Genomic DNA, 13,430 nt, shown 5'->3' on the forward strand with positions numbered 1-13,430 from the left:
TCGGCCCCCTTGGAAAAGGCGTCGTCACTGTGACGGCGGCCCTTAGTTTGAGCGCGTGCTTGCGCTGCCCGCGCCGAGGCAATCAATATCGAGCGCTCTGCCAAACTGAAGCAGGCGGCTTCCCGATCGGAGCGGCTGGTCAGCTACGGGTCAGGCTACGGCTTGGCGGAGAGGGCCCCTTGTGGCGCCAAACCAAACCATCAATGGCCGCCCGCCTGACCATTGACGGTATCACGTGGTAATCGACGAAAGGACAAGTAGAGGCCGTCCGACCGGGTGTATGTCTACTGCGTCGATTGATTCCGATACTTGCTGAAGGTGCCAATCCTCAGAACCTCGTAAATTTTCCTGTGAACTCAAGACCGAAAGATTAGGGCGGGTATACCGTCGGGATTTGACCGTCAGCTTTGAGAATTTGTGCTTGGAAATCAACGCGGAAACGTCTTCCAAAATGATTGAGTGGGAATAGCGCGGACGGCTGGCATCGCGCGGTTTAGCGTAGTTTGCTCGAGTTGCTCTCGCTTTTTTCGCGTCGAGAAGCCGACCGAATAGTGAGCTTGCTTTATCCCAGTGGAGGTCCGAGATCCATTGGTCTTCACTGATGGAGTATCGCAGCGTGTTCGATCGTACGGAAGGTGTGGGCGCTTAAAGCTTGGCCGGGAGCACCGGTCGCTTTTGGCACAAGGCAGAGTTGATTGCCTTGTATCGGTCCTATGACGGTACCACATTTCCCGGTGCGGACCTTGACCGCCATAAACCGGTTGGCCGCGTAGGCGAGATGGACGGGTGCTCCGGCGATACCCTCTTCCTGGTTGCACTAGCGACGTTGTCTCTTCAGACCGAGAGGGCGGCTCGCGGGCCTCTGCTCTTTGTTGCCGATGACGCACAATGGCTGGATCAGCCGACCCATGACGTGCTGGCCTTCATCTCGCGCAGATTAAGTTCGGACCGCGTTGTTCTCTCGGTGGCCATGCGCGATGAGTTTCAACTCTTCGCCGCGGTCATGTTGCCGCCATCACGTCGGTCTTGCCATCGGACAGGATGGCGTCCGGAAGGGCGTGTTTCACGTGATGGAATTTGCCGGCTGACGAGGCTTGTCGGCGGACTAAAATGGATGACGAATAACGGTGTGCCGGCGTGTGAGCAAAAAGGGCTGCACCGGGAGAAACACTTTGCATGGGTGGATAGATGACGAAAGCTTTCAGCGGTATCCGAATTGTCGATTCGACCCACGTTCTAGCTGGTCCGTTTGCGAGCTATCAGCTCGGCGTCCTCGGTGCAGAAGTCATCAAGATCGAATCTCCGCACGGTCCCGACCAGGCCCGCCTGCAGGGCAGCGACAGGGGCATGAACGACCGGGCAATGGGAACCTCGTTCATGGCTCAAGCATCCAACAAGAAGGCGATCGCGCTCGACCTGAAAACGGAGGGCGGCCGGAAAGCGCTGCTGCGCCTGCTCGAAACTGCGGATGTCTTCGTGCAGAACTTTCGACCCGGGGCCTTCGACCGCCTGGGACTGTCCTGTAACGACGTGCGAGCGCTTAATCCGCGCCTGATCTACTGCTCGATCTCGGCCTTTGGCGCGACCGGGCCGAGACGCGAGGAAACCGGCTACGACAATGTGATCCAGGCTTCCTCCGGAATGATGGCGATGACCGGCTATGGCGACGGCCGGCCATTGAAGAGCGGGGCCCAGCTCGTTCGACTATGGTACCGGCTTCGCCGCGGCCTTTGCGATCTCCGCCGCGCTTTTCCAGCGTGAGAAGACAGGCGTGGGGCAGCATATCGATGTATCCATGTTCGATGTGGCCCTCATGCTGTGCTCCTCGCACATTGCGGGCCTGACCTGGAACGGCTCGCATCCCAAGGCGAAAGCGAACCGGTTTCCGTTTGCCACCATCGGCTGTTACCGCGCCTCCGACACCGACATGATGATTGCGGCATCGAATCTTGCGCAGCAGCGGCGGCTGTGGACGGCATTGGGCCGGGAAGACCTGATCAAGACCAACAACAACCAGCGCCTTGATGCCCACGCCGAAGAAGAGGCTGCGCTCAGCGCGATCATCGCCACGCGGTCCGCAGCGGAGTGGGAGGCGTTGTTGCGGAAACATCGCGTTCCGGCCTCTCGCGTTCGCACGCTCGCTGAGGCGATCGCCGATCCCCAGGCCGTCGCGCGAGGGGTCGTTCAGAATGCCGGGCTGCGCGGCTCGGGGCAGCAAGAGCTTGGTGTCGCCGTGGCCGGCTTCAAGATGTCGGCAAGTCCGGCTGGACTGACGTCGCCGCCGCAGCCGGTCGGATCTCACACAGTCGAGGTCCTTGAATCTTTGGGCTATGGTGAGGCAGACATCGCCGCGCTAAGGACGCAGGGTGCGATCGGGTAGAAGGAGATTTGTGCTTTGCCCAATCCGTTGATCGCGCTTGCGGAGGCTGCGGCAGCCTGGCGTGAGGCGGAGCTTGCCCCGGACATCGAATGGGCGGCTCGGCGGGCGGTGCTTGACTGGTTTGCAACGACGCTCCCGGGGTGCCGGGAGAAACCTGCGACACTGGTCATCGACGCTCTGGCCGAGGAGAAAACCTCGGGACGCGCGGTCTGCTATGTCGATGGATCGCTCAGGTCTCCGCGTCAATCCGCGATGATCAACGCGGTTGCCAGTCACATCGTCGAGTTCGACGACATCTTCCGGGACGGCGGCTATCATCCGGGCAGCTCGACCATTGCGGCCGCTTTCGCCATCGCTCAGCACCATGGCCTGTCCGCCGGTGCGTTTCACAGAGCCGTCATTGCCGGCTATGAAGCCGGATGCCGCGTGTCTCTTGCTATCCAGCCCAGCCATTATGCGTTCTGGCACACGACCTCGACGGTCGGCACCATCGGCTCGGCCGCTGCGGGCGCCGTTCTGCTGGGCTGTGATGCCAAGGCCATCGCCCATGCCATGGCGCTGGCGAGCAGCTTCGCGGGCGGACATCAACAGAATTTGCAGGACGAGGGAATGGCAAAGGCGATGCATCCCGGCCACGCCGCCGACGCGGGCCTCCTGGCTGCGGTCTGTGCGAGGCAGGGCATCACCGGATCGATGGCCAGTTTCCATGGGCCCAAGGGCTTTGCCGCAGCGAGCAGCGACTCCGCGGGCGATTGGACCAAGGCGCTGCACGGTCTCGGTGACTGGACGCCGATTGCGCGCATGACAGTGAAAGCCCACGGCTGCTGCGGCCACATCTTCCCCGCGATCGATGGGCTGAAGGCGATGCAGCGTACGTCAGGCTTTGCGGTTGATGAAGTCGCTGCGATCCACGTCGAAGGCTACGGGGCGACCTACCAGATGTGCAATCGGCCCGATGCGATCACGGCGCAGGACGCGCGCTTCAGTCTGCAATATTGCCTTGCGGCTCAACTGGTGCTGGAAGCGGTGCGGCTCGAAGCGTTTCGGCCTGCTGCGCTCTCCGATGCTCGCATCCGGAGCCTGATGCCGCTGATCACCGTCAGCGAGGCCGCCGACCTCGCCGCCGCCTATCCAGGCCGGCGCATGGCCCGGCTCGCGGTCACGTTGCGCGACGGCCGCCGGATCGACCATTTTCAGAGGACGAGGAAGGGAGATCCAGACGATCCCCTTAACGATGACGAGCTCGTTGACAAATTCATGGAGCTTGCCGGCTCCGTCCTCGAACCTGCCAGCGTCGAACGATTGATGCAGACGCTATTGCACGGCAATGACCTGCCCGGATCGGTCCGGTTCAAGCCGTGACCGCTGGCCTGTGGCCAGCGTTCGGAGGCTTACTCCATTCTGATATCTGCTGCCTTGATCACCTCACCCCACTTTTTCGTTTCCGACGCGAGAAAGGTTCCGAAAGCGGAGGACGTCATGGCAACGGGTGATGTTCCCAACGCGTCGAGTCTGGAGATGGCGTCGGTCTCGCCGAGTGCAGCGTTCAGTTCCTGGCTCAGGCACGCGACGATTGTTTCAGGCGTACCTTTCGGTGCCACGAGGCCGTAGAAGTTGGTCGCTTCGTATCCGCCGATATGCTCGCCGATCGCTGGAATGTCGGGCAATGTCGCCAGGCGGCTGGCGGACGTCACGCCAAGCGCACGCAGGGTCCCCGATTTGATGCTTGCCGTCGATGAGACCGAAGACGGGAATCCCGCCTGGATGTGCCCGCCGATGAGGTCCTTCAGCACGGGGCGGCCGCCCTGATACTGCACGAATAGACAATCTGTCTTCGACAACTGCGAGAACAGCGCGGCGGCCAGATGCTGCGGGCTACCATTGCCCGGCAGTCCCATGCTTGTTGCGCCTGGGTTCTCGCGAGCCAGCTCGATGAATTCGGGGAGGGTCTTTGCGGGAACGTCCGGGTGCACAACCAGGATGTTGGGCACGAGACCAATGCTTCCGATCGGGGTCGAATCCGCGAGGAAATTGAATCGGAGCTTCGGATAGAGCGTTGCATTGGCGGCATTGGCGGTGCTCGCGAGCAGCAACGTGTAGCCGTCGGCCGGCGATCTCAACGCGGCCTCCGTGCCGATATTCGCGCCGCCGCCGGCTCGGTTCTCCGTGATGAAGGGCGCCTTGAGCTGCTCGGCCAGCCGCTGTCCGATCAACCGGGCGATGATGTCAGTCGCCCCGCCCGGAGCATAGGGCGAGATGAGCTTGACCGGCTTCGACGGATAATCCGGCGTCGCGGCGAGGCCCGGCCTGCTGCCGGCCGCGGCAGTGGCGATGAAGGATAGCGCGGCAAGCATCTCGCGCCGGCTGAACTGCGTCATGGCATATTCCTTTCTGAAGGGGCGGAGCTTGCGCTTACTCTTCTTGGAAGGCTTCCTCGCGCGTGACCGAGAATGAAGGCAGCAGCACGAGCGCGAGCAGGACGAGCGCGAGCGCCAGCATGCCCGCACTGATCGGACGGGTCAGCAGCACCAGCGGATCCCCCTTGGACAGCAGGAGCGCACGGCGCAGAAACTCCTCCATCATCGGTCCGAGGATGAATCCCAGCAGAAGCGGGGCCGGTTCGCAGTCCAGCTTCTTGAAGACGTAGCCGATCACCCCGAACAGTGCCATTAGGTACACGTCGAAATGCGCATTGTTGAGGCTGAAGACGCCGATCGCGCAGAACACGATGATCATCGGGAAGAGATATCGATAGGGGATCGTGATCATCTTCACCCACATCCCGATCAGGGGCAGGTTCAAGACCAGCAGCATCAGATTGCCGATCCACATCGATACGATCAGGCCCCAGAACAGCGCGGGTTGCTCGGTCATCACGGATGGGCCGGGCTGAATGCCCTGGATGATCATCGCCCCGATCATGAGCGCCATCACCGGGTTCGCTGGGATACCAAGCGTCAGCATCGGGATGAACGACATTTGCGCGCCGGCGTTGTTTGCCGATTCGGGCGCCGCGACGCCCTCGATCGCGCCCTTGCCGAACTCGCTCCTGTTCTTCGAGACCTTCTTCTCGAGCGCGTAGGCTCCGAAGGAGGCGAGCGCGGCGCCGCCGCCGGGCAGGATGCCGAGGATCGAGCCGAGCGCGGTCCCGCGCAGGGTAGGCGCGACCATCCGCCGGAAATCCTCCTTGGTCGGCCACAATCCCTTCACTTCGTTGATCGAGACGTCGCGGCTGGCTTCCTGCTGCAGGTTGGCGACGATCTCGCCGATGCCGAACATGCCCATCGCAACGATGACGAACCCGATGCCGTCGGACAGTTCTGGCAGGTCGAATGTGTAGCGCTGCAGGCCCGAGTTCACGTCCGTTCCAATCAGGCCGAGCAGCAATCCGAGCACGATCATGCCAAGCGCATGCAGGATCGAGCCGTGCGCGAGGACGATGGAGGCGATCAGGCCGAGCACCATCAGCGAGAAATATTCGGCGGGGCCGAATTTCAGGGCGACCTCGGCAAGCGGCGGAGCGAACAGCGCGATCAGCAGCGTGCAGACGGTGCCGGCGAAGAACGAGGCGAGCGCTGCGGTGGCGAGCGCGCGACCTGCCTTGCCCTGTCGTGCCATCTGGTGACCGTCGAGTGCCGTGACCACCGACGACGTTTCGCCTGGCAGGTTGACAAGAATGGCCGTCGTCGAGCCGCCATATTGGGCGCCGTAGAAGATGCCGGCGAGCATGATCAGCGCGGTGACCGGCGGCATGGCGAAGGTGGCCGGCAGCAGCATCGCGATGGTGGCGGCCGGTCCAAGTCCCGGGAGGACGCCGATGGCGGTTCCCAGAAAGCAGCCGATCAGGGCGTACAGCAGATTGACGGGCGACATCGAGGTCTGAAGCCCGAGCAGAAGGTTGGCGAAGATGTCCATGGGAAGGCTCTCCGGACTTAGCGTTGTGGAGCGATGGCGGCGGCGTGCTCGAACCACGATCCGAGGATCGGCATCGGCACTCCGAGACCCTTTACGAAAACGAGGATGCAGAAGACGGTCAGGCCAACGAGCACCAGAAGGCTCTTGAGGTCGTAGACGGATTGTTGCGAGGCCAGCGCCGAGATGATGACAAGCGCGGGCAGGGCGAAGACGAGCCCCGCGGTGTCGATCAGGAAACCGAAGGCCACGACCGCAGCGGTGATCAGCGCGAGTTGCTTCCATGCGATGCTGCCGACGGGAGAGCCGTTGGCAACGAACGAGCGAACGATGGAAATTGCGCCAAAGGCGCCCAGGATCCAGCTTAGGGTCAGCGGAAAGTAACCAGGCCCCATCCGGGAGGCGGCGCCCATCTTGAGGTCGCGTCCAAGCCAGAGGAAAGCAGCAGCCAGCAGAACGTAGAGAAGGCCTGCCCAAAAGTCCTTTTCAGCCCTTATCCTGATCAAGGCGGTATCCTCCCATGTTCTCTTGGTTGTGCCGATCGCTCTCCCGCCGGTCAGGGCGGGTACAGCTCCGATTGTCGCCGCGACCAAAGCGCGCCGATTGCACTATTTCGACGAACCTATATCGACAAATCCGACGGATTAGGCTGTGCTAATTCCACTAGGTGAAACGGCGGCCCCATGACTAACCGGCACGACGGGGATGGGATGAACCGCTCGCTCGAGCGCGGCATCGCTATCCTGCGGGCGTTCAAGCCCGGCCTCAGCGAGCTCGGCAATGCGGAGATTGCGGAGCGGACCGGTCTGCCCAAGGCGACCGTGAGCCGTCTGACGCGGACCCTGGTGTCCGCGGGCATGCTGGAGAGGGATGCCGCCCAACGCGTCTACCGCCTGGCTCCAGCGGTCTTGAGCTTCGCCCATGCAATGCGCTTGAGTTCGCCGATTCTGTCCACAATCGCGCCGCTGATGCGGGCCGAAGCGACACGACGACACGTGAACGTCGGACTGGCGGCGGCCGACGGCGACATGATGGTTTATCTGGAATCATTTCGTTACAGCCCCCGCGCGAGTTTCCGGACTGTCGTCTCGGGTCAGCGCGTGCCGGTGGAACTGACGTCGCTTGGCCGGGCCTATCTCTGGGCGATACCGCGCGAAGATCGGGACCGTGAACTGGCAGCGATCGCAAAGCGCCGCCCAAAGGGATCTCGCCAGTTCCGCCACGATATCGAACGATCTTTCGCCGAACTCGATCAGCTCGGCTATTGCGCAGTCAGATGGCAGCCCGGCGTTGTGGCGGTGGCGACGTCGCTCCGGTTCGAGGAGCAGGATCCATACTCGCTGAATATGAGCCTTGCGAGCGACGAGCCCTTGGCTGACGCCCGGCGGCGGCTGGGACCCTGGCTGCTGGACCTGAAACGCAGATGTCTTGAAAAGCTCGAGTTGAACGCTGCGCGAGACACCTATTGAGCGGTGGATCGCGGCCGCCGCCGGGACGGCGACGGCACGCGTTCGATTCCAGCAGGTGGAATTGGCCGAGCATCAAGCGGCAGTGGAAGTTCTATAGTCCTCCTCAAATCAACAGGCCGTGCGCGCACGGATTGGGAGGATGCCATGTGGAAAGAACGTCGGAAGGTCATCAGCTTCTTCCGAATAGCACTTGTGGCGGCCGCGCTACCGGTTTCGCTCGCGGTACCGGCTCACGCTGAATATCCAGAAAAGCCGATGCGCCTGATCGTGCCTTTTGCGCCCGGCGGCGGCACCGACACGATCGCAAGAAGCCTCGGCTCCCTGCTGGCCAAATCACTGGGGCAGCCCGTCATCATCGAGAACAAGCCGGGCGGCAGCACCATGATCGGCTCGGAAGCCGTGGCGAACAGCCCTCCGGATGGCTACACGCTGCTGGTCGCGACCTTGGCTCATGCCGTCAATCCCAGCATGCAGCCGAAGATGCCCTACAACACCGAGAAGGCGTTTTCCGCGGTCACCCTGATCGGCAGCTCGCACAACGTTCTGGTCGTGAGGCCAGACAGTCCGTTCAAGACGGTCGGCGATATCATCGAGGCGGCGAAGAAGTCGCCCGGCAAATACACGTTCGCGTCCCAGGGTAGCGGCACGTCGGCGCATCTCGCCGGCGAGCTGTTGAAGAACCTGGCGCAGATCGATTTGCTTCACATTCCCTATCGCGGCGCCGGTCCCGCTCTGACGGACCTGATCGGTGGCCAGGTCGACATGATGTTTGCCACCAACGCCGCCGTAGCGGGCTTCATCGCGAGCAAGCGATTGCGGCCAATCGCCGTGACGGCGCCTTCCGGACAGTCGAAGCTCCCCGGGGTGCCGACGGTCGAGGAGACCGTGCCCGGCTATGTGGTGGACAGTTGGTACGCCTTGTACGCGCCTGCGAGGACGCCCCAGCCGATCATCGACAAGATCGGAGCGGCCGTCAAACTCGCCGCGCAGGATCCAGATTTCATCAAGCGGGCGGAAGGCGAAGGCGTCACGCTTCATTCGAGCTCGCCGGCCGAGCTGGACGCGTTCGTACGTGCCGATACGCAGCGCTGGCACAAGATCGTAACCGAGAACAAGATTACCGCGGATTAGGAACATGGCTGAGACACTTCTGAAATCTGTCACCGAGGGCGTGGCAACCATCACGCTCAATCGGCCCGACAAGCGAAACGCGATGAGCGACGAGATGCGAACCGCGTTCATCGAGGCTATCGAGGAGATGACCGCCGACAAATCCGTGCGTGCGCTGGTCCTCACCGGCGCCGGCAGGGGATTTTGCGCCGGTGGCGACATCGCAGGCATGAAGCGTCGCATGGAGGCGCCGGCAGGCGAGGTGGCCTTCAACGGATGGGCCCGCCAGCAGCGCGTGCACCACTCCATATCGCTGCTTCACACGATGCCAAAGCCGACGATCGCGGCCGTGAATGGCGCCGCCGCCGGTCTCGGTGCCGATATCGCCCTGGCGTGCGATTTCATCATGGCGAGCCCGGTTGCCAGCTTCACCTGGTCGTACGTCCTGCGAGGGCTGATCCCCGATGGCGGCGGGATGTACTTTCTGCCGCGGCGTGTTGGTTTGGCGCGGGCGAAGGAACTCATCTTCACTGGTCGGAGAGTCGATGCCGACGAAGCGCTGACGCTCGGCATCGTCGACAGGGTCAGCAGTCCTGAAACACTGCTCCCCGACGCCCAGCAATGGGCACGTTCGCTCTCGGCAGGATCTGCCACTGCGATCGCCCTGGGCAAGTCGATCCTCAATCAGTCCTTCGAGAGCAAGGCCGGGTCGGTCTTTGCCTCCGGAAGCCAGGCGCAGGGCATTTGCTACACGAGCACCGAGCATCGTGAATTCGGTCCTGGCGTTCCTCGCCAAGGCCGCCAACTGAGGGAGTGGATATGTCGCTGGGCGTGCTGTTCAACCCCCGGAGCGTCGCCATTGTCGGCGCTTCGGCCGATCCCTCGAAGACGTCAGGACTGCCCGTCAAGTTTTTGCGACAGCAGAACTTTGCCGGTGAGATCTATCCGGTGAACCCGCGCGTCGCTGTGATCGACGGGTTGCGCTCCTATGCGACGGTCGAGGAGCTGCCGGCGGCGCCGGATGTAGCGATGATCGTTCTCGGTGCTGACCGAACCGTGGACGCTGTGCGCGCACTGGCTCGGAAAGGGACCAGGCACGCCATCGTTCTCGCCAGCGGATTCGGCGAAAGCGGGAGGAAGGTAAGAGCCGTCAACGTCTGCTGCGCGAAGTTGCCGGCTCGATGCGCATCCTGGGGCCGAATACGATCGGGCTGGTCAACGTCTCGGATGGCGTTCCGCTCTCCGCGAGTGGCGCGTTGGCAGCAGGATCGTTCATCAAGGGGCCGGTCGGTGTGGTCTCCCAAAGCGGAGGTATTCTCGGTGCGTTGCTCTCGCGCGCCTCGGCGCAGGGGATCGGTCTGTCGAAACTGGTGGCGACCAGCAACGAGGCCGACCTCGAGATGTCGGAGTTCATCGACTATCTGTCGGACGATCCTCACACGTCGGTGATCGCGCTCTACATCGAGTCGGTCCGCGATTCCGATCGCTTCCGCCGCGCAGCGCTGAAGGCGAGAGCCGCAGGAAAGTCCATCGTCGCCCTGAAGATCGGACGTTCCGCCGCCGGCGCACGCGCCGCGGCGTCACACACCGGCGCCATGGCGGGAAGCGACCGCGTCTACGACGCGTATTTTCGAGATCTCGGCATCATTCGCGCCCAGAGCTTCGGCGACCTCGTCGACATCCCGGCCGCGCTTGCGACGCAGCCGCCGCTGACCGGGCGGCGAATTGCCATCCTGACGTCGACCGGCGGAGCCGGCACGCTGGTCGCCGACAGTCTGGGCCTTTGCGGTTTCGATTCTCCCGCTCCCGAAAAGTCGACCATCGATCACCTGCTGCAGGCCATGCCGGGTGGAAACGCCGCTCTCGACACCAATCCCGTCGACGTGACCCTGGCTGGACTTCAGCCGGACATTCTGAAGGGCTGCATCAAGGCTCTGCTCGACAGCCCGTCCTATGACGGACTGACGGTAGTCGTCGGCTCGTCGAGCGTCGGAAATCCGGAACTGGTCAGCAACGCGATCCGCGAGGCTGGATCGGCAACTGCTGCAAAGCCGGTGCTGGCCTACGTCAGTCCCCACGCGCCGGAAGCGGCCGCCCGACTGACCCGGCAAGGCGTACCGGCCTTCAACACACCGGAAGCGGTTGCCTCGGCGTTCTCGGCGCTATGGACGGCGGGAGAGCCTCTCGTCCGGATGCAGCCGGCAAACCGATCACCCGTGGATGTCCCGGCAGATTGGCAAGGTTCGCTCGATGAGCACAGGGCCAAATCGCTGTTCAGCCGGTTCGGCCTGCCTGTCGTCCGCGAGCACGTCGTTGCCAGCGCCGACGAGGCCCGGCAGGCCGCGAGCACACTCGGCGGCAAGGTTGTGCTCAAGATGCTGTCGTCCGCCGTCACGCACAAGAGCGACGTCGGCGGCGTTGCGGTGGGGCTCGATGCGGACACGATTGGAGAACAGCTCAAGAAGATGCGCGCGACGGTCAAGCTCCGCGCCGGCATCGATCCAGACGGCTTCCTCGTGCAGGAAATGGTGCCGCCCGGAGGGCTCGAGCTCATTCTTGGCTACAGTCGCGATCCGCTCGGGGCGGTGCTGCTGATCGGCATCGGCGGCGTGACGGCCGAACTGATGAAGGACTCCGTTCTTCGACTGCTGCCGCCCGGCTGTGCGATGACTAGGGACGATGCGGTCTCTGCCTTGCGAGAGTTGCGATCCTGGCCGCTGCTGGACGGCTATCGCGGCCGTCCGAAGCTTGACGTCGAGGCTCTGGCGACGGCCATCGTCGATTTCTCCGTCATGGTGGCCCAGTTGGGCGACCGGCTGATCGAGGCCGAGATCAATCCGATCTTCGTTCTGCCGAAGGGATCCGGGGTCAAGGCCGCTGACGCAGTGGCCATCCTTGGGGCGGGTTCGTGACATGAGCGTCAGGCTTCCCGCGCTATCCTGCAATTCCCACTGCCACGTGTTCGGGCCTGCGGAGCTGTTTCCGTTCGACCCGCAGAGCCCGCCGCCGCTCGCGGAGGCGCCGAAGCAGGCTCTGTTCGCGCTGAATGACGCATGTGGCCTGGAGCGTTGCGTGGTCGTGCAGTCGAAGGTTCACGGCTACGACAATCGGGCAGCCGAGGACGCGATTGCGGCTCGGCCGCGAACCTATCGCGGCGTCGCGCTGGTAGCCACCGACGTCTCCGACGACGAATTGAAGCGACTGGACCGGGCCGGGTTTCGCGGCGCCCGCTTCAACTACATGCACCATCTCGGTACTGGAGAGGATGTCGAGGCCGTGCTCACGCTCGCACGTCGCCTTGCTCCGCTCGGATGGCACGTCCAGGTCCACGGCGATCCCGCGACGGTGCTCGGCGAAATCGTGCCCCGACTTCTCGGCGGTCCCGCTCCCGTGGTGATCGACCATATCGGCCGCATCGACGCGGCGCTCGGATTGGAGCAACCGCACTTCACTGCGCTGCGCCGGTTGATGGAGCACCCGGCATGCTGGGTGAAGGTCTCGGGGATCGACCGCATCACGCGCAAGGGACCGCCCTATGACGATGCCGTGCCATTCGCGAGGTTGCTTGCATCCGAATTCACCGATCGTGTCGTCTGGGGCAACGACTGGCCGCATCCGAACCATCAGGGACCGCTTCCCAGCGATGAAGAGCTGGTGGATCGCATCGCCAACGTTGCGCCGGACTCCATGGTGCGCAGATCACTCATGGTGACGAATCCGGCGCGACTTTACCATTTTGGAGAGACGGAATGAGCCAGCGCTTCAAGGAGAAGGTCGCGATTGTCACCGGTGCCGGATGTGTAGGTCCCGGTTGGGGCAACGGACGAGCGATCGCGGTACGCCTCGCCGAGGAGGGGGCCATGGTCTTCGCCTGCGACCGCGACCTGTCCCGTGTCGAGGAAACGGTCGAGCGGGCGGGCGCCGTCGGCGCCGCGATCGTTCCACATGCCTGCGACGTGACATCCAGTGCCGACCTCGCGGCAACTGTCGAGGCGTGCCTTGCGCGCTTCGGCAAGATCGACGTTCTCGTGAACAATGTCGGCGGTTCGGCGGCCGGCGGTCCCGTCGAGCTTGCGGAGGACGCCTGGAATACGCAGGTGGATATCAACCTGAAGAGTGTTTTCCTGGCCTGCAAGCACGTCCTGCCGCATATGGTTGCAAGAAAGGCGGGGGCCGTCGTCAATCTTGCGTCGACGTCGGGTCTGCGATGGACCGGATCGGCCCAGGTCGCCTACGCAGCCACCAAGGCCGGCGTGATCCAGATGTCGCGCGTCATTGCCGTGCAGCACGCACCCGACGGCATCCGGGTCAATACCGTGGTGCCCGGACAGCTCCATACGCCCATGGTCGAGGCGCGCCTGGCCGGTCAGCGAACCGGGGCAACGTCGATGCACTGTTGGCCTCGCGCGTCCGCCGCATTCCACTTGGCTTCATGGGTGATGGCCGCGACACGGCTGGCCGCCGTCGCCTATCTCGCATCGGACGAAGCGCGCTTCGTGACGGGGACCGAGATCGTGGTCGATGGTGGAATGATCGCGCGCTGCGACTGAGACGAATTT

Annotated in this window: 13 protein-coding genes and 1 pseudogene; 11 read left to right on the top strand and 3 right to left on the bottom strand. The window is 63.3% G+C overall.

All coding sequences use genetic code 11. The annotated features are described in order from the left end of the window. The first annotated feature begins 700 nt into the window (after positions 1-700). The 4 genes from ACSKB8_RS29090 to ACSKB8_RS29105 are packed head-to-tail and all read left to right on the top strand — an operon-like array spanning position 701 to position 3,742. Positions 701-1,192: a hypothetical protein gene (locus ACSKB8_RS29090; RefSeq protein ID WP_438107879.1), complete on the top strand. Its 492-nt coding sequence runs from the start codon at positions 701-703 to the stop codon at positions 1,190-1,192. Then, the gene (locus tag ACSKB8_RS29095; protein ID WP_438107880.1) at positions 1,189-1,761 is read left to right on the top strand and encodes a CoA transferase; all 573 of its coding nucleotides are present in this window, start codon (positions 1,189-1,191) and stop codon (positions 1,759-1,761) included. Before ACSKB8_RS29090 ends, ACSKB8_RS29095 begins: the two co-directional genes overlap by 4 nt. Continuing rightward, positions 1,736-2,380 (top strand): CoA transferase, encoded by a 645-nt coding sequence (locus tag ACSKB8_RS29100; RefSeq protein WP_438110717.1) that lies wholly within the window; start codon positions 1,736-1,738, stop codon positions 2,378-2,380. The genes ACSKB8_RS29095 and ACSKB8_RS29100 overlap by 26 nt, the downstream gene beginning before the upstream one ends. 15 nt (positions 2,381-2,395) lie before the next feature. Further along, positions 2,396-3,742 (top strand): MmgE/PrpD family protein, encoded by a 1,347-nt coding sequence (locus ACSKB8_RS29105; protein ID WP_438107881.1) that lies wholly within the window; start codon positions 2,396-2,398, stop codon positions 3,740-3,742. A gap of 29 nt (positions 3,743-3,771) precedes the next feature. Here ACSKB8_RS29105 and ACSKB8_RS29110 read toward each other — a convergent pair whose 3' ends face one another. From ACSKB8_RS29110 to ACSKB8_RS29120, 3 genes are read right to left on the bottom strand one after another with little or no spacing between them, the layout of a single operon-like run. Next, the gene (locus ACSKB8_RS29110) at positions 3,772-4,734 is read right to left on the bottom strand and encodes a Bug family tripartite tricarboxylate transporter substrate binding protein (protein WP_438107882.1); all 963 of its coding nucleotides are present in this window, start codon (positions 4,732-4,734) and stop codon (positions 3,772-3,774) included. Positions 4,735-4,792: 58 nt separating this feature from the next. Then, a complete protein-coding gene (locus ACSKB8_RS29115) occupies positions 4,793-6,295 on the bottom strand; it encodes a tripartite tricarboxylate transporter permease (protein WP_438107883.1) in 1,503 nt (500 codons plus the stop codon). A gap of 17 nt (positions 6,296-6,312) precedes the next feature. Further along, complete coding sequence (locus ACSKB8_RS29120; RefSeq protein WP_438107884.1) at positions 6,313-6,885, bottom strand: tripartite tricarboxylate transporter TctB family protein; 573 nt, start codon at positions 6,883-6,885, stop codon at positions 6,313-6,315. Positions 6,886-7,002: 117 nt separating this feature from the next. Between ACSKB8_RS29120 and ACSKB8_RS29125 the strand changes: the two genes are divergently transcribed. From ACSKB8_RS29125 to ACSKB8_RS29155, 7 genes and pseudogenes are all read left to right on the top strand, one after another. Further along, complete coding sequence (locus tag ACSKB8_RS29125; protein WP_438110719.1) at positions 7,003-7,761, top strand: IclR family transcriptional regulator; 759 nt, start codon at positions 7,003-7,005, stop codon at positions 7,759-7,761. Positions 7,762-7,905: 144 nt separating this feature from the next. Continuing rightward, positions 7,906-8,892, top strand: a complete 987-nt coding sequence (locus tag ACSKB8_RS29130; RefSeq protein WP_438107885.1) for a tripartite tricarboxylate transporter substrate binding protein — start codon at positions 7,906-7,908, stop codon at positions 8,890-8,892. Positions 8,893-8,932: 40 nt separating this feature from the next. After that, entirely contained in the window at positions 8,933-9,823 is an 891-nt protein-coding gene (locus tag ACSKB8_RS29135; protein ID WP_438107886.1) for an enoyl-CoA hydratase/isomerase family protein, read from the top strand. After that, positions 9,769-9,927 (top strand): annotated as a pseudogene (locus ACSKB8_RS29140) (CoA-binding protein); the annotation flags it as partial. The gene ACSKB8_RS29135 and the pseudogene ACSKB8_RS29140, both read left to right, overlap by 55 nt. 125 nt (positions 9,928-10,052) lie before the next feature. Then, the gene (locus ACSKB8_RS29145) at positions 10,053-11,783 is read left to right on the top strand and encodes an acetate--CoA ligase family protein (RefSeq protein ID WP_438107887.1); all 1,731 of its coding nucleotides are present in this window, start codon (positions 10,053-10,055) and stop codon (positions 11,781-11,783) included. Between the two features lies 1 nt (position 11,784). Continuing rightward, positions 11,785-12,624, top strand: a complete 840-nt coding sequence (locus tag ACSKB8_RS29150; protein ID WP_438107888.1) for an amidohydrolase family protein — start codon at positions 11,785-11,787, stop codon at positions 12,622-12,624. Further along, on the top strand, positions 12,621-13,421 hold the full coding sequence (locus ACSKB8_RS29155; RefSeq protein WP_438107889.1) for an SDR family NAD(P)-dependent oxidoreductase: 801 nt from the start codon (positions 12,621-12,623) through the stop codon (positions 13,419-13,421). Before ACSKB8_RS29150 ends, ACSKB8_RS29155 begins: the two co-directional genes overlap by 4 nt. The last annotated feature ends 9 nt before the right edge of the window (positions 13,422-13,430 follow it).

The organism is Bradyrhizobium sp. BR 1432 (assembly GCF_051547705.1).
Classification (GTDB): domain Bacteria; phylum Pseudomonadota; class Alphaproteobacteria; order Rhizobiales; family Xanthobacteraceae; genus Bradyrhizobium; species Bradyrhizobium zhanjiangense.

What these genes read in the sequence shown, in the direction of transcription:
- ACSKB8_RS29095 (WP_438107880.1), top strand. Translation starts at nt 1,189, where the DNA reads ATGACGAAAGCTTTCAGCGGTATCCGAATTGTCGATTCGACCCACGTT.
- ACSKB8_RS29110 (WP_438107882.1), bottom strand. Translation starts at nt 4,734, where the DNA reads ATGCTTGCCGCGCTATCCTTCATCGCCACTGCCGCGGCCGGCAGCAGG.
- ACSKB8_RS29115 (WP_438107883.1), bottom strand. Translation starts at nt 6,295, where the DNA reads ATGGACATCTTCGCCAACCTTCTGCTCGGGCTTCAGACCTCGATGTCG.
- ACSKB8_RS29125 (WP_438110719.1), top strand. Translation starts at nt 7,003, where the DNA reads ATGAACCGCTCGCTCGAGCGCGGCATCGCTATCCTGCGGGCGTTCAAG.
- ACSKB8_RS29130 (WP_438107885.1), top strand. Translation starts at nt 7,906, where the DNA reads ATGTGGAAAGAACGTCGGAAGGTCATCAGCTTCTTCCGAATAGCACTT.
- ACSKB8_RS29145 (WP_438107887.1), top strand. Translation starts at nt 10,053, where the DNA reads ATGCGCATCCTGGGGCCGAATACGATCGGGCTGGTCAACGTCTCGGAT.
- ACSKB8_RS29150 (WP_438107888.1), top strand. Translation starts at nt 11,785, where the DNA reads ATGAGCGTCAGGCTTCCCGCGCTATCCTGCAATTCCCACTGCCACGTG.
- ACSKB8_RS29155 (WP_438107889.1), top strand. Translation starts at nt 12,621, where the DNA reads ATGAGCCAGCGCTTCAAGGAGAAGGTCGCGATTGTCACCGGTGCCGGA.